The organism is Streptomyces pluripotens (assembly GCF_000802245.2).
Lineage (GTDB): Bacteria > Actinomycetota > Actinomycetes > Streptomycetales > Streptomycetaceae > Streptomyces > Streptomyces pluripotens.
Window position 1 is genome coordinate 792911 of sequence record NZ_CP021080.1, and the last position, 18238, is coordinate 811148.

The 18238-nt window shown below is 67.2% G+C and carries 15 protein-coding genes; 10 read left to right on the forward strand and 5 right to left on the reverse strand.

The window, feature by feature from the left end; genetic code table 11:
• The first annotated feature begins 3 nt into the window (after window positions 1–3).
• The 3 genes from istA (at window position 4) to LK06_RS03390 (ending at window position 2696) form a co-directional block, all read left to right on the forward strand.
• Entirely contained in the window at window positions 4–1359 is a 1356-nt protein-coding gene (istA, locus tag LK06_RS03380; RefSeq protein WP_459171080.1) for an IS21 family transposase, read from the forward strand.
• The gene (istB, locus tag LK06_RS03385; RefSeq protein ID WP_039657631.1) at window positions 1356–2123 is read left to right on the forward strand and encodes an IS21-like element helper ATPase IstB; all 768 of its coding nucleotides are present in this window, start codon (window positions 1356–1358) and stop codon (window positions 2121–2123) included. Before istA ends, istB begins: the two co-directional genes overlap by 4 nt.
• 84 nt (window positions 2124–2207) lie before the next feature.
• Window positions 2208–2696 (forward strand): hypothetical protein, encoded by a 489-nt coding sequence (locus tag LK06_RS03390; RefSeq protein ID WP_234367349.1) that lies wholly within the window; start codon window positions 2208–2210, stop codon window positions 2694–2696.
• A gap of 47 nt (window positions 2697–2743) precedes the next feature.
• Here LK06_RS03390 and LK06_RS03395 read toward each other — a convergent pair whose 3' ends face one another.
• The 3 genes from LK06_RS03395 to LK06_RS32990 all read right to left on the reverse strand — a co-directional run bounded on the left by LK06_RS03395 (window position 2744) and on the right by LK06_RS32990 (window position 5601).
• Window positions 2744–4504, reverse strand: coding sequence for a Mu transposase C-terminal domain-containing protein (locus LK06_RS03395; RefSeq protein ID WP_234367350.1), 1761 nt, complete (start codon window positions 4502–4504; stop codon window positions 2744–2746).
• Window positions 4492–5274 (reverse strand): TnsA-like heteromeric transposase endonuclease subunit, encoded by a 783-nt coding sequence (locus LK06_RS03400; protein WP_043435887.1) that lies wholly within the window; start codon window positions 5272–5274, stop codon window positions 4492–4494. Before LK06_RS03400 ends, LK06_RS03395 begins: the two co-directional genes overlap by 13 nt.
• Window positions 5275–5439: 165 nt before the next feature.
• Complete coding sequence (locus LK06_RS32990) at window positions 5440–5601, reverse strand: hypothetical protein (protein ID WP_159025273.1); 162 nt, start codon at window positions 5599–5601, stop codon at window positions 5440–5442.
• Here LK06_RS32990 and LK06_RS03405 point away from each other — a divergent pair.
• The 5 genes from LK06_RS03405 to ltrA all read left to right on the forward strand — a co-directional run bounded on the left by LK06_RS03405 (window position 5591) and on the right by ltrA (window position 13622).
• The gene (locus LK06_RS03405) at window positions 5591–6310 is read left to right on the forward strand and encodes a TnsA-like heteromeric transposase endonuclease subunit (protein WP_043435917.1); all 720 of its coding nucleotides are present in this window, start codon (window positions 5591–5593) and stop codon (window positions 6308–6310) included. The two genes, LK06_RS32990 and LK06_RS03405, sit on opposite strands and share 11 nt — an antisense overlap.
• Window positions 6311–6393: 83 nt before the next feature.
• Complete coding sequence (locus LK06_RS03410; protein WP_483409754.1) at window positions 6394–8412, forward strand: transposase; 2019 nt, start codon at window positions 6394–6396, stop codon at window positions 8410–8412.
• Between the two features lie 167 nt (window positions 8413–8579).
• The gene (locus LK06_RS03415) at window positions 8580–9473 is read left to right on the forward strand and encodes a TniB family NTP-binding protein (protein ID WP_199838675.1); all 894 of its coding nucleotides are present in this window, start codon (window positions 8580–8582) and stop codon (window positions 9471–9473) included.
• Window positions 9474–10420: 947 nt separating this feature from the next.
• Window positions 10421–11640 (forward strand): IS3 family transposase gene (locus LK06_RS03420; protein WP_411572764.1). Its coding sequence is split into 2 segments (ribosomal slippage): window positions 10421–10703 and window positions 10703–11640, totalling 1221 coding nucleotides; the frame shifts between segments, so codons are not numbered across the junction.
• A 545-nt stretch (window positions 11641–12185) separates the two neighbouring features.
• Window positions 12186–13622: a group II intron reverse transcriptase/maturase gene (gene ltrA / locus LK06_RS03430; RefSeq protein WP_086082975.1), complete on the forward strand. Its 1437-nt coding sequence runs from the start codon at window positions 12186–12188 to the stop codon at window positions 13620–13622.
• Between the two features lie 412 nt (window positions 13623–14034).
• On the opposite strand, the gene LK06_RS03435 is transcribed toward ltrA, so the two are convergent.
• Entirely contained in the window at window positions 14035–14622 is a 588-nt protein-coding gene (locus LK06_RS03435) for an Imm21 family immunity protein (protein WP_234367353.1), read from the reverse strand.
• Between the two features lie 267 nt (window positions 14623–14889).
• Between LK06_RS03435 and LK06_RS03440 the strand changes: the two genes are divergently transcribed.
• Window positions 14890–16476 carry an IS1182 family transposase gene (locus tag LK06_RS03440; RefSeq protein ID WP_086083060.1) on the forward strand — a complete coding sequence of 529 codons (1587 nt, stop codon included), beginning with the start codon at window positions 14890–14892 and terminating at the stop codon, window positions 16474–16476.
• A gap of 129 nt (window positions 16477–16605) precedes the next feature.
• Window positions 16606–17235 (forward strand): hypothetical protein, encoded by a 630-nt coding sequence (locus LK06_RS32995; protein ID WP_078859107.1) that lies wholly within the window; start codon window positions 16606–16608, stop codon window positions 17233–17235.
• Here LK06_RS32995 and LK06_RS03450 read toward each other — a convergent pair.
• Window positions 17162–17983, reverse strand: coding sequence for an IS5 family transposase (locus LK06_RS03450; protein WP_039658189.1), 822 nt, complete (start codon window positions 17981–17983; stop codon window positions 17162–17164). The genes LK06_RS32995 and LK06_RS03450 overlap by 74 nt on opposite strands.
• Window positions 17984–18238: the final 255 nt, after the last annotated feature.

The following is an 18238-nucleotide window of genomic DNA, read 5'->3' on the forward strand; positions in this document are numbered from 1 at the left end:
GCGATGAGCCTGTCGGAGATCGCGAAGGAGACCGGGCTCAACCGCCGCACGGTCCGCAAGTACCTGTCCTCTGAAGGCCCGGTTGCCCCGCCTCGACGGGCTGCGCCCGGACATGGCCGCCGGCGGAAGGTGGATGAGGTCGCGCCCCTGATCGACGCAATGTTGCGGTCGGAGATTCTGATCAAAGGAGCCGTGGTCCACGAGCGGCTGGTGGCCGAGTACGGCTTCACCGGCACCTACCAGCGGGTCAAGCTCTACATGCAGGAGGCCCGGCCTCGGATCGCGGAGGAACTGGGCATCAGCCCGGGCGAGCTGGCCGGCCTGCACCGCAGATTCGAGGTCGTGCCCGGGGCACAGGCCCAGGTCGACTGGGGCGACGAAGGACAGATCCTCGCCCACGTCGGCATCCCGAAGGTCTACTCGTTCCACATGACCTTGTCCTACTCGCGAGATCCGTTCTGCTGCTTCACCACCAGCCAGGACCTGGCCACCTTCTTCGACTGCCACCGGCAGGCGTTCGCCCACTTCGGCGGGGTGCCGATGTCGATCGTCTACGACCGCACCAAGACCGTCGTCCGACGCCACGTCGCACCGGGCGAGGCCGTTCCGCTACACCCGGAAGCGGTCGGATTCGCCGGGCACTACGACTTCGACATCGACGTCCTGGCCGCCTACCGCCCCACCGGAAAAGGCCGCGTCGAACGTCAGGTCCTGATCGTCCGCGACCACGTCCTGGCCGGACGGTCCTTCTCCTCCATCGAGGAGCTGGACTCCGCTTTCAACGCCTGGGTTCCGTTGCGCCGGGCGAAGTCCCACGGCACCCACGGCGAAGTCATCGGGCACCGCGCGATCCGCGACCACATGGCCCTCAGGCCCCTGCCGGCGACACCCTACGTGGTCACCCAGCGGCACCTTCGCTACGTCGGCAAAGACTGCCTGGTCGCCTTCGACGCGAACCTCTACTCGGTCCCGGCCCGCAAAGTCCGCCCGCGCCAGCTGGTGGAAGTCAGAGCCACGAAGTCCCAGATCACGCTGCATTCCACCGTCCCCGATGCCAACGGCGACACCCTGCTGGCCATTCACCGCAGGGCTGTCGGCCGCGGGGCCTGCATCGTCGACGAGAAGCACTGGGACGGTCTTCCCGACGGCCGGAACCGGCGGACCACCACCGGTGACATCCCTCCGCAACCTCGCCATCAAGACGCACTCGGCGAGGAAACGGCAGGCTCGCTGATGGCTCTCCTGAACCGGGCCGCGGCCGTCCGCGTCGAGGTCGGCCGCAGACCCCTGTCGGTCTATGACGAACTGACCGGAACCCGTCCCTTCACCACCCACCCCACACAGGAGGAGCCCAGTTGAGCGAGCTGGTCAGCACTCGAATCCGCACCACGGCCGCCAAGCTCGGCCTGCCCCACCTGGCCGAGAGCCTGAACCAGTACGCCGGCAGGGCGGACGAGGCCAAGATGGGCTACCTCGACTTCCTCGATCTGGTCCTGGCCGAGGAACTCGCCATTCGTGACGACCGGCGCTTCCGCCAGGGCCTGCGGCTGTCCAAGCTCCCGCACCACAAGACGCTCGACGAGTACGACTTCTCCTTCCAGCCCGAACTCGATCCCCGGAAGATCAAAGACTTGGCCACCCTCGCGTTCGTCGAGGCCAAGGCCAACGCGGCCCTGCTGGGACCGCCCGGGGTCGGCAAGACCCACATCGCCGTCGCGCTCTCGGTTGCCGCGTGCCGGGCCGGCTTCTCGGTCTACTTCACGACCCTCGACGACATGGTCCGCCAGCTCAAGGCCGCCGAGGCGGCCGGACGCCTCAACAGCAAGCTCCGTACTTACCTCCGGCCCGGAGTTCTCGTTGTCGATGAGGTCGGCTACCAGCCCCTCGAACGCGCTGAGGCGAACCTGGTCTTCCAGGTGATCTCGAAGCGCTACGAGAAGGGCTCGATCATCCTGACCTCGAACAAGACCTTCAGCGAATGGGGACAGGTGTTCGGTGACGAAGTCCTGGCCACGGCCATCCTGGACCGGCTCCTGCACCACTGCGACGTCGTCTCCATCAATGGCCCCAGCTACCGGCTCAAGAACCGTCTCGCAGCCATCGAGCGCGAGACCGCAGCCTAGACCACTACCTCCGGATCTGACCCTTGCTTGCACACCCCTGCCCCTCTGCTGCCGCCCGCCGGGCGGCAGGATGGGCGGATGGCAATGAGCGAGACGGAACTGCTGGCCCTTCTGCGCGAACTCGACGACCCCGAACGGCTGGAACAACCGCAGCACTACGACCGCGCCGCGACCGGCCTCGCGTTCGGCGGGCTGGTCCGCCGGCTTGAAGCGGACTTCGGAGCCCCGTGCGAGTCCGAGCGGGACGCCCAGGACTCCAGTGAGTACGGGCGCATCCACGTGCCCGCGGACGCGACGATCTGCGGAACACGGATCGTGGTCTGCGTGAGCAAGTTCGGCTCCCTCGCCGAGGTATGCGCCGACAATCCGGGGGCCTTCCTCGGCACGGACGAAGCCCGTGAAGAGGGCGCGCTGGATCCCGCCGACCTCGCGACAGTGGAGCAGGCCCTGACCGAACTCGGCTACGTAAGCGTCCCCGAAGAACTACTGGAGAGCGACTACGAGGGCCCCAGCGCGCTGGAACACTTCGCAGCGCGGCCCACGTGGTGGACGCGGTTCTTCGGCAGCATGTGATCCGCTCACCGAGCCGAGCGAACAGCCCGTCATCTCGCTGGGCACGTTCATCCGTACTTCACTGAGCACATTCTCGAGTACGCCGACACCTGGACCCATTCACCGTCGCCGCGGTGATTGCGTACCCAGACGCGGGAGACGTCGTAGGGGTCGCGGTGGACCTCCCAGAGCCCGCGTTTGGCGGTGATGCCCGAGTCGCGGCGTCGCATCGGACCGAGTTCGGGGGCGTCGTAGGTGCGGTTGTTGATCCGGATGCCGTAAGAGTTGACGGCCCGCCAGGCCGCGGGCAGGAGTTCGATGTAGTCCTGGCCGCTGAGCGCGACCGGGACGTAGCCGCAGGCCTCCACCAGGGTGGCGTACTTCTGGTTGGGGGTGAACAGGCGTCCCGGGTGGTCGGGATCACGCAGCCCCTCGTGCGGCCGGTTCTGCCACTTCGCGACGATCCACTCGTCCAGCAGTTCCTGGAGTTCAGGCAGTGACCACAGGTTCTCCTCCTCCGGGTGCCGGCCGCGATGATCGGTGTTGCGGCCGGTGTAACCGGGGAGGAACTGGGCGAACATCGTCGCGACGGAGCCCAGCATCTTCTCGATGTGCCCCTTCTCGAAGGGCGAGCCCTTGTGCGTGGGCTGGAAGTCGATCTCCAGGAACCGGCAGGAAGCCCGGAAGTTGTGCGAGACGAACACCTTGCCGTGATCGCAGACGATCATCTCCGGGACGATCACCGGCTTGGCCGCGGCGTGCTCGAGGCGTTCGTCGATGGTCAGCAGGCGGCGGTGCGGCAGCACCGAGCGCGACATCTTCAGCGCGTCGATCCAGCCCGGCCGCATCAGCTCCGGCGTGACGGTGCGGGCCAGCAGCACGCTGGCGTCGACCGACTTGGTCGTGGGCCTGAGCACCGCTGCGGTCAGCGTCCTGGACGCGACATCGATCATGCCGGTCAGTTCGACCTTGCCGACCACTCCGTCGTCGAGGCGGACCATGACGTCCAGCGGGGTGGAGTCGATCTGCATGACCTCGCCCGGAGCCGACACCGTCAGCTCTCCGAACGGGGCGGCAGCCCCGTGGGCTGTCGACCTGCGGGTGACCGCCGACCCGGTCGTGTGCGTGCCCGCCGCCAGCCTGTCCAGCAGGCGGTAGAGCGTTCGCCTCGACGGCAGTTCGGCCAGGTCCCCGCCGTTCTCCCGGATGATCTCCCCGGTCCTCCAGATCAGGTAGGACCCGTTGCGTGTCGAGGTCTCGACGCCCTCTTTGATCGCCTGCCGCATCGCCGCGACGACGGCGTCCGGTGCATCACCGAACTCCTTGCGCTTGCGGACCGAACGGTGGTCCACGAGCCTGGCCAGCCCGACTAGACCGTCCTCCGTGTAGCGGCGTCGCCGCAGCCCTACCGCCCCGGACTTGATCTCGTGGCCGAGGGCCGCGAGTTCGGCAGCCTTGGTCTTCTGGCGTGAGGTGACCGACGTGCCCGGTCCGTAACCCGGCCGCGGCGGTGTTCCGGGTTCGACGCCGGGCGGCAGCCCGTGCAGGACCTCAAGGATGTGCTCTTCCCACCAAAGTGCCCGCTTCATCACGTCGGGAGCGAAGGTCTCCAGCAAGCCGGACTGGGGCAGTGGCATGCGTTCGGGCTGGAACAGGATCTCGAAGTCCGCCGTCTCGAACAGGCCGATCAAAGCGACCACTCGGTGCGGTGTCTCGGCATCCTCCAGTACCGCCGCCTGCGCGGTGACCTCGAGAACCCCCCTGACCTGGCCCTCGAACCGGACCCGCTGGCCGACCGCCAAGGCCGGCGGCCGCTTCAGGCTGCCCATACGCTTCCCTCCGTCCAGACCAGGCTGTCGGTCTCCATCAGTCCTCCCACCAGGTCCGTCTTCAAGGCACCGGACCACAGCAGATGGAACAGCACCGGCAGAACCTGGAGACGGTTTCCGACCAGCCCGGCGCCGTCCCAGAGCCCCATCGGTTCGCGGAAGACCTCCAGCAGCCGGGCCGCCACCGGCGCCGGCCGAGCGCAGCGGGCCCGCCGATACCGGGACAGCCAGCGGACATTCGCCATGAACACCGACTCTGGCCGCCCGGCCCACTCGAATTCCCAGCCCACGGCCCGGCAGGCATGCCCGGTGGCGTCGAACGCCTCCCGCGTCGCCTCATCCATCTCGTCCGCGGCCCGGACGTCAACGATGCGGGCGCCGCCGTCGGACAGCCGGACGAAGTAGTCGGGAGCGTGCCGACGCTTGCGGGTGCCGTCGTGCCAGTGCAGCCAGAACGGCTGCGAGGCGATCGCGACCACGTGCGGATCACGGTCCAGCAGGATCAGCCGGTCCCGCTCCAGCCACGACTCGTAGCCGACGTGATCCCGCATCGTCGACGAGTAGTACCAGCCCGCGAACCCTTGGCCGTCCTTGCGCCAGCTGAACTCCCGTACCGGGTCCACAGCCTCGAACGGCATGTCCCAGTTGGCCCCCAGCGATCGGCGCACGAGCCTGCCGTTGACGGAAAAGGCCAGGTCAAAAGCCTCAAGGGCAGCCTCTTCGAACACACCGACAGGTGCCCCCACCACGTCCCCCGCGTACCTGTACACCGAATGATCAACCTGCGGTGGCACAAACTAGCGTTGATCGTCCTTCAGTGGCAATCGATCAACGAACACTGGCACAGGTCAACTAGCTTGTCCTGCCTTCGTCGACCTGGCCCCCGTCTCAGGTGATCTGGTCCGGTTCGTTTGTGGTCTCAAGTGATCTGGTTCTCACGGTGTACGGAACGGGTGGTCGCTCGATGGGGTGATGCCTTGTGACTCCGGGGCATGGCCTCGTGCCTGGTGGTCGACGCTGACAGCGAGGGCATCGGGGGAGGTGGCCGTGAGCGAGCCGGTGAGGTCGGGGTCCGCATGGGAGTACATGTCGGACATACAGGTGGGTTTCCTCGGCGTCGACGGGGTCGGGCGGCTGGGATCACTGGCCCGTTGCTGGGACGAGCCCTTCGAGCGTGCTGCCCCGGTTAGGAAATTCATCGCGTTCGAGGGGCAGAAGAACTTCACGGGTGAGTACTGGGCTGCGTCCTCGCGTGACCTGGTGGGCTACGAGTCGTGGGTCGAGCGGGATGCTGCGATGGCCCTGGACTTCGATCCTTCGGTGGTGGCCTTGGCCTCGCAGCCGTTCTGCCTGTCCTGGTGGGATGGCGATCGGGATCGTCAGCACACTCCGGACTACTTCGCGCGGCTGGCCGATGGCACCGGTGTGGTGGTCGATGTCCGGCCTGAGGATCTCGTCGATGAGGAGGCCGCTGAGGTTTTCGCGTTCACCGCGGAGATCTGCGCGACGGTGGGGTGGCAGTTTCGGCTGGTCGGGGACTTGGATCAGACGTTCCGGACGAACTTGCGTTGGCTGGCGCGCTATCGCCACCTGCGTTGCCACCGGGCCTCGGTGGCGGATGCCTTGCGGGAGGTGTTCGCCGAACCTCAGCTGCTGTTCACCGGTGCTGACCGGGTCGGGGACAAGTACGCGGTGTTGCCGGCGCTCTACCACCTGCTCTGGCGGAACGAGCTGACGGCCGATCTGGTCTCGGCTCCGCTGGACGGTGGGACGGTCGTCAGCCTGGCAGCGGGGAGGGCATCGTGAGGTCTGCGCGTCCCGGGCGCTTGCGGCTGGGTGACCGGGTCAGGTTCGAGAAGAGTACGTACACGGTCGTCGCGCTCACCGGGATGCGGGTCCGCCTGACCGACGTCCATGGCACGGGCATGCTCGTCGACCAGGTTCATCTTCAAGGGGCTGAGGACTTCGCCGTCCTGGGCACCGCAGAGCGGGCCACGCTGGGCTCGGCCGCGCTGCTGGACCATCTCCCGGAGGAGGCCGCGAAGCGGGCCTTGTGGTGGCAGCACCACTTGATCGAGATCCTGACCGGGCTGCCGCCGGACGCTCCGGCGGGGGCTCTGCCCCGGCCCGAATACGACCCGGCACGCCGGTCGCTGGCGGAACGCGAGCGGGCGAAGGCCGCGGAACTGGCCTCGCGGGGCGAGGAGGTCAGTGCACGGACGGTCAAGCGCAAGCGGCAGCGTTACGAGGCCGGCGGGGTCGCCGCGGTGGCGGACCGCCGTCTCGCTCCGCACGCGTCGCTGCTGGGCCGGGCTGATCCTCGGGTGGTGGCGGCGATGCGTCAGGCCATCGCCGAGAGTGTCCCGGCGTCCACTCGCACGATCGAGTACGCGCGTTGGCGGACCGGCCGCATCCTGGCTGCCGAGCACGGCGAGGACGTGGTGGAGATGCCGTCGCGGGCGACGTTCTACCGCCTGTTCGCCAAGCTGTCCGGCGGCATCCCGGTGACTGGGTCGGCCCGCACTCGCCAGTCGCTGGCCAACCAGCCGGAGGGGCCGTTCCGTTACGAGCAGGTCGCGGCGCCGGGCGAGTTGATGCAGATCGACTCCACCCCGTTGGACGTGCTGGTGCGGCTGGATGAGGGGGTGCCCGGCAGGGTCGAGCTCTGCGGCCTGGTCGATGTCGCCACCCGCACCATCGCCGCTGCGGTCGTGCGGCCGACCACCAAGTCGGTGGACGCTTCGCTGCTGCTGGCCCGTGCTCTGACCCCGGAGCCGATGCGGCCGGGCTGGTCGGACGCACTGAGGATGGCCCGTTCGGTCCTGCCGCACCGCAGGCTGCTGTCCTTGGACGAACGGTTGGACCACGCCGCGGCCCGGCCGGTCATCATCCCGGAGACCATCGTCTGCGACCGGGGCAAGGCCTTCATCTCGGAGAACTTCCGGGCCGCCTGCCGGACTCTGGAGATCAACTTCCAGCCCTGCCACCCACGCTCGCCCGCAGAGAAGCCCCACATCGAGCGGACGCTCGAATCGGTGGCCACGATGTTCTGCCAGTTCCTCCCCGGCTACCTGGGCCGCACGGCCGAGCATCGCGGACGGAACGTCGAGGACGAGCCGTTGTGGTCGATGCTGGAGATCCAGGAGTTTCTGGACGAATGGCTCATCGCCAAGTGGCAAAATCGCGAACACGACGGGCTCAGGGACCCTGGCAGCCCCGGCCGCACTTTCACGCCGAACCAGAAGTACGCCAGCCTGCTCGAGAGTGCCGGCTACGTTCCGCTGGCTCTGACCGGGGACGACTACGTCGAGCTGCTGCCCGCGACCTGGCGGGCGGTCAACTCCTACGGCGTCAAGATCAACCATCGCATCTACGACTGCGCGGACCTGGGCCCCTTCCGGCGCCAGCCCTCCGGAGTCGTCCGCAAGAAGAACTTGTGGGAGATCCACCGCGACCCCTACGACGCCAACTGGATCTGGGTCCGCAACCACTGGGAGGGCGGCTGGATCCCTGTCCCCTGGAAACACCTCGGCACCGTCCCGCAGCCGTTCGGCGATCTGGCCTGGGACCACGCCGCGGCCGACCTGCGTCAGCGGGGCGAGAGCGATCCCACCGAGGAACAGATCGCTCAAGCCGTTTCTGAGCTTTTGATCAGGGCCAACCAGGGACCCGAAGATGGCGGGAAGAAGCGGCTGTCCCGGCGCGACCGGAGAGTCGCCGCCCGGACCAAGGCCGCCGCCGAAGGCACCGGACCTCGGCCGCCGAAGCCCGAATCGTTGCCGGCAGCGGCAGACAACGTGCTGCCTCACGACAACGAGGAAGCGGACGACACGCAGGAGGAGCCGGTCGCGAAGGTCATTCCGCTCGGCGTCTTCGACCCCTTCAAGGAGGCGGACAAGCGATGGTGACCGCAGCCGGGCCCGCGTTCGGACAGCAGCCGCCATCCGGCCTGCAGGCCGGATGGCGGCAGGCCCTGGACCAGGAGGAATTGCACCGCTACCTCACCACCCTGGAGGGCTGGCGGGAGTTCACCACTCAGGATCCAGCCCCGCCGGACTTGCTGCCCGCCGACGTCCTGGCCCAACTGGGGCCGGACGAGCGCCAGGACTACGACGACGCCCGCCTGGACTACCACACCAGAATGACGGTGGCAGCGACCTCCACCTTGCGGACCGTCGTTCATACCGGTCGGCGGCTGACCCTGCTTAACCGTCACGCGATCAGTGCCCGCCGGGGCCTGATCCTGTCCGGCCCGGCCGGCACCGGCAAGACCACCGCTCTGACCCAGTTCGGCAAGACCATCGAAGCCATCGACCGGCGTCAGCACCCCGGCGTCGGCGGCCGCATCCCGGTTGTCTATGTCACCGTCCCGCCCGCCGCGACCTCGCGCATGCTGGCCGTGGAGTTCGCCCGCTTCCTCGGCCTGCCCGTCACCGTCCGCGCGAACATCACCGACGTCATCGAGGCTGTCTGCGGGGTCCTGATCGACGCGCGGGTCACCGTCGTCTGTGTCGACGAGCTGCACAATCTCTCCCTCGCGACCCGCAACGGAGCCGAAGTCTCCGACACCCTGAAGTACTTCTCCGAGCGCATCCCAGCCACCTTCGTCTATGCCGGAGTCGACCTGGAGGCGAAGGGCCTGTTCAACGGCACCCGGGGACGGCAGATCGCGGGCCGGTTCGGAGTCATCGAAACCGTCGCGTTCCCTTGCACCGAGGAGTGGACCGGCCTGGTCACCACCCTCGAAGAAGCTCTGCGGCTGCACCATCACCGGCGGGGAACCCTGGAAGGGCTGGCCCACTACCTCCACGACCGCACCGGCGGCATGATCGGCTCGCTGTCCCACCTCATCCGCGGGGCCGCCCTCGATGCGATCCTGGATGGCACCGAGAAGATCACCCGCAAGTCCCTGCAGAACGTGAAACTCGACCGCGCGGCCGAGACCCGGAAGTCCAAACCGGCCTCATGAGCATCGTCGAGAGCGGCGTGATCAGCGGGAACATCCGCCTGTTGCCCGTCCAGGTCCGCCCGCGAGGCGGCGAAGGAGTCCGGTCGTTCATCGTCCGCCTCGCCCACGCCAACCACCTGATCCCGGGCTATCTGCGGATGTTTCTCTGCGAACCGCCCGGTCATCGAGGCATCCCAAGTTGGTCGCGGCTGGCGGCCGTCACGGGCCGCGATCCGGACTTCCTGCGGATCACGCTGGAGACCCGGCACTGTCTGGAGTGCGGGGCCGCCATGCCGCCCCTCGGCATCCTTGGCCGTCAAGCTCTGCGTTGTTCGCAGGCCTGCCGCCAGAAGGCATACCGCAGACGTCACCCGCTCAGCGAGTGGCTACGAGTGCCCTGCAGGCAGTGCGGCGAGATCATGCGGATCCGGCCCGGACGGCGCCGTCACTTGTGCTCATCGCGCTGCCGTCGGGACGCATATTTCGAACGACAGCGACGTCGCCAGGAACGATCCGCCCAGACCGAGGAATCCGAACCGCCTCCGTGTCCCATCTGTGAACGTCCCCTGCCGCCCGGAAGACCCTCTTCGAGACGGAGAACGTGTTCCCAACGGTGTCGCCAGCGGGCATACCGCTGGCGAAATGCACCACCGCCTCACCCAGTTGCCTCCCGGGTTGGAGGAGCAGAACCGCCGTCGCCGCCCCCATCACTACGGCTCTGCGAGATCTGCTCGGCTCCGCTGCCCCTCGGCCCCAACCAGGCGCAGCGGCGCACCTGCTCTCACCGCTGTCGCCAGCAGGCATACCGAAGGCGCGTGAGTCCGGCCCAAGATCGGTCTCAGCCAGCAGCATCGCCGCCTCCGCCGAAATCCCCCTCCGAGGCCCTGCTTCCACCCCAGAACATGTCGACCTGCACAGTGAACCGCCCCGTGTCAGGTAGAGACTCGATTCCGTGAAAGGATTGAGTCATGGCACGACCCTCCCGTTACCCGCTTGAGCTGCGCCGTCGCGCGGTGCGCATGGTTGCCGAAGTGCGCGGCGACTACCCGAACGAGACGGCCGCCCTGCAGGCGGTGGTGGACAAGCTCGACATTGGTTCCCGCGAGACGCTGCGGAACTGGGTGAAGCAGTACGAGATCGACGCGGGGCAGCGTCCAGGGACGACGACGGAGGAGTCCGCCCAGCTCAAGGCGTTGAAGAAGGAGAACGCTGAGCTGAAGCGGGCGAACGAGATCCTGAAGGCCGCGGCGAGTTTCTTCGCGGCCGAGCTCGACCGGCCACACACGCGCTCGTAGCGTTCATCGACGAGCACCGGGACCGCTTCGGCGGGGTCGAGCCGATCTGCAGAACGCTCACCGCACACGACTGCCAGATCGCCCCTTCCACGTACTACGCCCATAAGAAACGCCTCGAAACCCCCTCTGCCCGTTCCGTGCGTGACGAGGAGCTCAAGGAGAGGATCCACGAGGTCTACACGTCCAACTACCGTGTCTACGGAGCGAGGAAGATCTGGCGCGAGCTGAACCGGCAGGGGCATGCGGTGGCCCGCTGCACCGTCGAGCGCCTGATGCGCGAGCTCGGCATCCAGGGCGCGGTGCGCGGCAAACGCGTCATCACCACGATCCCCGGCGGGCAGGCCGAGCGGGCCCCCGACCTTGTCGACCGCGAGTTCGTCGCCGGCGCCCCAAACCGCTGCTGGGTAGCCGACTTCACGCACGTGAAGACCTTCGCCGGCGTCGTCTATGTCGCGTTCGTCGTGGACACCTTCTCGCGCCGGATCGTGGGCTGGTCGGCCGCCACGGTGAAGGAGACGGTGTTCGTGCTGGACGCCCTGGAGATGGCGATCTGGCAGCGCGACCGGGACCAACACCCCATACAGCCAGGCGAGTTGGTACACCATTCGGACGCCGGGTCGCAGTACACGAGCTTCCGCCTCGCCGAGCACCTGGACGCCGCCGGCATCGCGGCGAGCATCGGATCCGTCGGTGACGCGTACGACAACGCCCTGATGGAGTCCACGATCGGCCTGTACAAAACCGAGCTGATCAAACCCCAGCGACCCTGGAAGACGCTCTCCCAGGTCGAGCTGGCCACCGCCGAGTGGATCGACTGGTACAACCACCGCGTGCGCCACGAGGCGCTAGGAGATCGTGTGCGGGTGCGAATCCCCACCGCCGGACCGCCGTAGAGGCCCGGTTGAAGCTGGAGGCAGTCCAACTCAGGGAACGCTGAGGAGGGCGGGAAGCAGCCTCGACAACGTCGGGACGAGTCGGCACTGCCAGACGGCTCGGGTCCGGCTAGCAAGGCCAGAAGGCGTAACGAAAGTGAATCAGCGTCCGAAGTCCCGTAACAGTACCTCCCGGCTCCAACCTGGCGGATATGGGCCGGGGTTGCAGTACGCGACCCGTCCTCCAAGGAGATGGGCCGACTCTGAAGCCGCCCGCGGTGAAACGGCTCAGAGGCCACGCTGAATACCTGCGGTGTAGGCGTGGCGATGCTGCCGGGATAGAGCTGGACGCCGACCTGGCCGAACGACTCCTAGTGAACGTGGGAACCACTCCCGGTCGCCCTCTCGCCGGACATCCGGTGCGGTGATGGGCAGGCCCGTTGTCGGCTGTTGGCCGTGGAGTGGGGCGGAGGCCCCGTAGTAGTCCGAGCGCGCGAAAGGCGCGTACACGGCGAAGGGGGCCAGCAAGTCAGCAGGGAGGGAACTGGAATGCCGGGAGGGCGTTGGTGAATACCGACGAACTGGAGTGGGCCTTGATGAAGGCCGAGCGCCGGGTACTGGAGATCCAGACCAAGCTGCACCGTTGGGCCGTAGATGATCCTCATCGGCGGTTTGACGACCTGTACAACCTCGTGACCGACCCCGCGTTCTTGCTTGTCGCATGGGACCGGGTTCGGAGTAACAGGGGAGCCAAAACCGCTGGGGTGGACGGCCGTACGGCTGCGTCCATTTCGCTGCAGCAGGGCGTCGAGGGTTTTCTCGGCGCGCTGCGTTCCTCTCTGAAGGATCGCAGTTTCCTGCCGCTTCCGGCACGGGAGCGACTGATTCCGAAACCGGGGTCGACAAAGCGTCGACGCCTGGGAATCAGTACGATCCGCGATCGGGTGGTGCAAGCATCCCTGAAGCTGGTGATGGAACCAATCTTTGAGGCAGATTTTCTTCCGTGCTCGTACGGATTCCGCCCCAACTATCGGGTCCACGACGCGGTGTCCGAGGTAAGACACTTGACTTCCCACTCTTACGAATGGGTGGTTGAGGGTGACATCCGGGCCTGCTTCGACGAGATTGCCCATCCGGCCCTTATGGACCGGGTGCGCCTTCGGATCGGGGACAGACGCGTCCTGGTGCTGGTGAAAGCCTTTCTGAAAGCGGGCATCCTCACGGAACACGGCTCGTTGAAGGAGAGTAGATCCGGTACTCCGCAAGGTTCGATCCTGTCGCCGTTGCTCAGCAACGTCGCCCTCGCCGTCCTGGACGAGCACTTCGCCCAGGCGCCAGGAGGGCCAGCGTCTACACCTAACGAGCGAGCGAAGCGCCGTCGCCGCGGTCTGCCTAATTACCGGCTCTGCCGGTACGCGGACGACTGGGTGATTGCGGTTACTGGCACGAAGGAAGACGCCTACACCCTCAAGGAAGAGGCAGCACAGGTGCTCAGCAGAATGGGGCTGCACCTGTCAGAGGAGAAGACCCTAATCACCCACATCAATGAGGGCGTGGACTTCCTGGGGTGGCGCATCCAACGCCATCGCAAGAAGGGCACGGACCGATGGTACGTCTACACCTACCCAGCCAAGAAGGCACTTCACGCCGTCATGGCCAAGGTCAAGACGATCTGCCGACAGGTCAACACAAACCAACCATTGGACGAACTCCTACGCCGACTCAACTCGGTGTTGCGAGGTTGGACCATGTTCTTCCGGCCGGGGGTGTCTAGCGCTACCTTCCAATACCTGAGCGCCTACGCATGGCGTCGGGTCATCAAATGGATTCGTAGCAAGCACCGCCGAATGAACTGGAAGGAACTGCGTCGCCGTTACTGCGGTGGCGAATGGTGGCCCAGAGGGCAGGAACGGGATCTATTTGACCCGGCAAAGGTGCGCACTACGCGTTACCGCTACCGAGGATCACGAATTCCGTCCCCCTGGCCGCTGGCGATAGCATGAGGACCGGACGCGGGCCCGAACTGGGGCTTGTGGAGAGCCCGTTGCGTTGACGAGGCGCACGGCGGGTTCGGAAGGCGGTCCGGGGAAACGGGCTGGTCGAAAGGCCAGTACCGCGCCCCGGGCCGACCTTACCGACTCCACGGTGAGATAGGGCACATCCCGCCCGTCGAATACGAAGCCAACTACTACACCGAACTCAAAAAACCCCAGGTCATCACCACGATCTGAGATCTCTACCGAACCCGGGGCGGTTCACAGTCTGCAAGGGGCTCCTCCCAGCAGGCCGCGGCCAGGCCAGACGCCGCACGTGTTCTCAGCGTTGTCGCCAGAGGGCCTACCGCAATCGTCTGTCCTGTGACACTGAACTTGGAGCGCGTGCCATCGAAGTCTGAGTGGTGCGGGATGCTGGCATTCAGACCGAGCCATCCTCGGCAACAAGCTGCACCACCCCCACCCACGCGAACTCGTTCTTCGTATGGACTGCGCGGACCCTCCACCGGCCTGCCGGAAGCTGCACGGGAGCCTGTTCCGGCTGGCCACCACCGGGATACTCCACGCCGAGATCCGCGCCGGCTTCGGCCGAGTCCATCAGCACCGCAGGGCCATCAACGGCCCACAAGCCGCCGTCCTCCCACGGAGTATCCGGATCGGCCACAACTGCTTCCGCCCCCGCGAGCACTTCTTGCTCCGAATCCGCAGCCAGCCATCGCACGAAGAGCAATTCCTCCGACAGGAAGCACGTCATTGCGGGTTCATCGGCCAGGACAAGCGCAGTGGCAGTCTCCCCGCGCACAGCGATCACGCCGGCCCAGTCGTCGACCTCGCAAGCTCGGTCATAGTCATCACGGCCTCCGTCCTCACCCAGGACAGAGCCATCCTCCGTGCACCCGCCCCATGCGCCAACGCAGGACTCGGGGAGCACGATCAACGGACCGCCCATCGAGCTGACCCAGGCCAGCTCAGCACGGTCGCTGCGACCAGATTCGCGGGAATCGTTCATGCGCGCAGTCTGCCGCTAGCCACTGACACCGGACAGCGGCGGGGCGGACACCTCTGAGGACAGCCAAACGGCACGGGACAACATCGGTCGATTCGTTGGGCCTGGACCACATCAGCTGAGATTTTCAACTCCTCCTCATCTCAATACATCTGGTCGCCGCAGTTCACGGGGATGGTCAGGGACCAGATCATTCGCGACGGGTCAAAGACTGCTGAAAATCTCGGGTTCTGGCCCCGGCTCGGTGGAGTCGGGGCCAGTCTTGTAGGCATGCAGGGGGAATGGGCCGGAGAGATGGTCGGGCCGGATGTGTGGGAGACCTGCCGGGAGTTGATCCCGGCAGGGAGTGTGTTCGCGTTCCTCGCCGAGCATCGCGAGGTGCTGTTCCCGCCAGGAATGTTCACCGACATGTACCCCTCGTCCAACGGCCGTCCGAGTCTGCCGCCGCAGGTCCTGGCCGTGACGGTGGTGCTGCAGAGCCTGCACGGGCTGTCGGACTTCGAGACAGTCCAGGAGTTGCGGTGTGACCTGCGGTGGAAGGCCGCCTGCGGGCTCGGCCTGTACGACACCGCTTTCGACCCGTCGCTGCTGACGTACTTCCGGCGCCGGCTGCGTCACTCGGCCGACCCGACGCGGATCTTCACCAAGGTCAAAGAGGTCGTGGCCGGGACCGGCGTGCTCAAGGGCAAGCAGCGGCGGGCACTGGACTCCACCGTCCTCGATGACGCGGTGGCCACCCAGGACACCGTCACCCAGATCATCTCCGCCGCCCGACGGGTGATCCGTGAGGTCCCCGGCGCGCAGGAGACCGCGGAGCAGTGGTGCACGGCACACGACTACACCGACCCCGGCAAGCCGAGGATCGCCTGGGACGACGAGGCCGCCCGCGCCGCGCTGGTCGACGCGCTGGTCACCGACGCCCTCAACCTGCTCGGTCACCTGCCCGAACAGGAACTGGGCGAGAGGGCGGCGAACGCGGTGGGCCTGCTGGCCCTGGTCGCGGGCCAGGACGTGGAGCCGGCCGAGGACTCCGACGGACGCGACGGACGCTGGCGCATCGCCCAGCGCACGGTCGCGGACCGGACCGTGTCCACCGTCGATGCGGACGCGCGGCACATCCACAAAAACCGAACCCGCCACCAGGACGGCTTCAAAGGGCATGCGTCCTTCGAGCCGGAGACCGGGCTGTTCACCGCGGTTGCCCTCACCAGCGGCTACGGCCCCGACAACCACGAGGCCGCCGTCGCCTGCGATCTGCTGGCCGACGAGGACGAGGGCCAGGAGTTAACCGTGCTCGGCGACTCCGCATACGGCACCGGCGACCTGCGCGCACACCTGCAGGCCGACGGCCACACCCTGGTGATCAAGCCGCCGCCGCTGCGGCAGGCCATCCCCGGCGGCTTCACCATCGACGACTTCCACGTCGACTCGGCGGCCGGCACCGCGACCTGCCCGGCCGGACACACCGCCAACCTCGGACAGGTCAAAGCGGACGGTGCTCGCACCGCCCAGTTCAAGCGCATGTGCACCGACTGCCCCCTGCGCGGACGCTGCACCACCTCCAAGACCGGGCGCACCCTCAACGTCCACCCCCAGCACGAACTGCTCACCGCAGCCCGCCACCAGGCTGCCACCGACCCCGTCTGGCAGGACGAATACCGCAGATGGCGGCCCCCAGTCGAACGTGCCATCGCCTGGCTGGTCGCCAAGGGAAACCGCCGGGTCCCCTACCGCGGCGTCATCGCCAACAACGTCTGGCTCCACCACCGCGCCGCCGCCCTCAACCTCCGCCGACTGATCAACCTCGGACTCACCAGGGCCAACGGCAGCTGGCACCTCACCCCGGCCACCGCATAAGCAAGAAGGGCTGTCCGACCTACGGCTGGACAGCCCACGACAAGATCTTCAGCAGTCTTCTAGCTAGGTGACCTGTCTCAGAAGCCGTTGTCTTTCCGGATGTGGTCGTGGGGTTTCCGCTGATCAGGCATGGTGTCGGCATTGTTGCGGGAGAGTTTGGGCGTCTGGTTCGGTCTCGGTGATGCGGAGTTGAGTGTGACGTCGGTGATGGCGCTGGTGGAGGGGCGGGAAGCGGCTGCCCGGGTGCGGGCGGAGGAGCTTCGTGTGGAGGCGGAGCGGGTTCTTGCCGAACTCGCTGAGGCGGAGGCGTTGTTGGAGCGTCGCGTGATCGCCACGGCCGAGCTCGCCGAGACCCTGGCGGGCCGGGAGGTGATGCTGGAGGAAGGGGCCGCCCCGGTGGGCGAGGCGGCGGCCGTGGTGGTGGCGGACACGGCGAAGGCGCCGGTCGCGGGGTCGGTCGTGCCGCGCTGGTATGCGGGGGCGACGGTTTTGGCGCTGTCGGCGGACTACCGGCGGATTGTGGAGCTGGTGGAGGCCGAGCCGGGCGCCGGTGAGGGCATCTCGGCGAAGGAGTTGGCCGGGCGGCTGGGGCTTGCGGCGGTGCCGGCGAAGACCGAGGCAGTGCGTTCGAAGGCGAGGCGGCTGGCTGAGCGGGGCTGGGTGACCGCGTTGCCGTCGGGCCGGTTCACGCCGCGCGAGCCCACCGTGCCTGCCCGGGCCGGGGCCGGGATGCCGTCCGGGCGAGGCGGCGGCTCATGAGCATGGCCATCGAGAAGTAGACGAACGTCTCGCTGGAGGCGGGCAGCGTCTCGAAGTCCCGCACCAGACGCCGCGATCGCATCAGCCACCCCAGAGTCCGCTCCACGCACCACCGTCTGGGCAGCACCACGAAGCCGCTCATGTCGTCACTGCGCTTGACGATCTCCAGGGTGAGCTGGAGTTTCTCCCTGGCCCAGGTGACTAGGCGGCCGGAGTAGCCGCCGTCCGCCCAGATGAGGGTGATCTTGCGGAATTTCTCCCGGAGCCGGGGCGCCATCACGCGGGCGGCCTGGCGGTCGGTGACGTCGGCGGCGGTCACCAGGACCATCAGCAGCAGCCCGATGCTGTCCGTGATGACGTGCCGGCGCCTTCCGTTGATCTTCTTGCCGCCGTCGTAGCCGCGTGAGGCGTCGGGTACCGACGCCGCACCTTTGACCGACTGCGAGTCGATGATCGCCGCGGTCGGTTCCACGTCCCGCCCTTCGGCCCGGCGGGCCCGTTGGCGCAGGCGGTCGTGGAACTCGCGGGCCAGTCCCTTGTCGCGCCACCTGCGAAAGAACGCATACACCCGGTCCCACGCCGGAAAGTCGGCGGGCATCGCTCTCCACTTGATCGCGTTGTCCGTGACATAGCGGACCGCGTCCAGCATCTGCCGGTGGCAGTAGCCCTCGGGCTGTCCGCCCCGCCCTTCGAGCCAGGCCGGGGCCGGCATTGCGCCGCGCACCACCTGCCACTCGGCGTCCGTCATGTCGGAGGGGTACTGCCGCACCCGGTCGGGGCGGTCAGCCGCGTTCCCGAACCGGTGAGCGAGGCAATCGCACGCCGACACGCGCGAGTTGGACGGGAACAACGTCGTCACGCAAGACTGGGACAACAGGGCCTCCTGGTACACGAGTTGGCTTCGCAACCCTCGTGCTGCACCGGAGGCCCTGCTTTCATGCGCCCGCGCGGCCAAGATCACCCGACCAAGGAACCTGTTCGATCAGAGCCGTCCTCATGATCG

Coding starts and splice junctions, on each gene's coding strand:
- LK06_RS03410 (WP_483409754.1), top strand. CDS start 6,394: ATGCGGGTCCGCCTGACCGACGTCCATGGCACGGGCATGCTCGTCGAC.
- LK06_RS03395 (WP_234367350.1), bottom strand. CDS start 4,504: ATGGGCAGCCTGAAGCGGCCGCCGGCCTTGGCGGTCGGCCAGCGGGTC.
- LK06_RS03405 (WP_043435917.1), top strand. CDS start 5,591: ATGTCGGACATACAGGTGGGTTTCCTCGGCGTCGACGGGGTCGGGCGG.
- LK06_RS03440 (WP_086083060.1), top strand. CDS start 14,890: ATGCAGGGGGAATGGGCCGGAGAGATGGTCGGGCCGGATGTGTGGGAG.
- istA (WP_459171080.1), top strand. CDS start 4: ATGAGCCTGTCGGAGATCGCGAAGGAGACCGGGCTCAACCGCCGCACG.
- LK06_RS32990 (WP_159025273.1), bottom strand. CDS start 5,601: ATGTCCGACATGTACTCCCATGCGGACCCCGACCTCACCGGCTCGCTC.
- LK06_RS03390 (WP_234367349.1), top strand. CDS start 2,208: ATGAGCGAGACGGAACTGCTGGCCCTTCTGCGCGAACTCGACGACCCC.
- LK06_RS32995 (WP_078859107.1), top strand. CDS start 16,606: ATGGTGTCGGCATTGTTGCGGGAGAGTTTGGGCGTCTGGTTCGGTCTC.
- LK06_RS03435 (WP_234367353.1), bottom strand. CDS start 14,622: ATGAACGATTCCCGCGAATCTGGTCGCAGCGACCGTGCTGAGCTGGCC.
- LK06_RS03450 (WP_039658189.1), bottom strand. CDS start 17,983: ATGACGGACGCCGAGTGGCAGGTGGTGCGCGGCGCAATGCCGGCCCCG.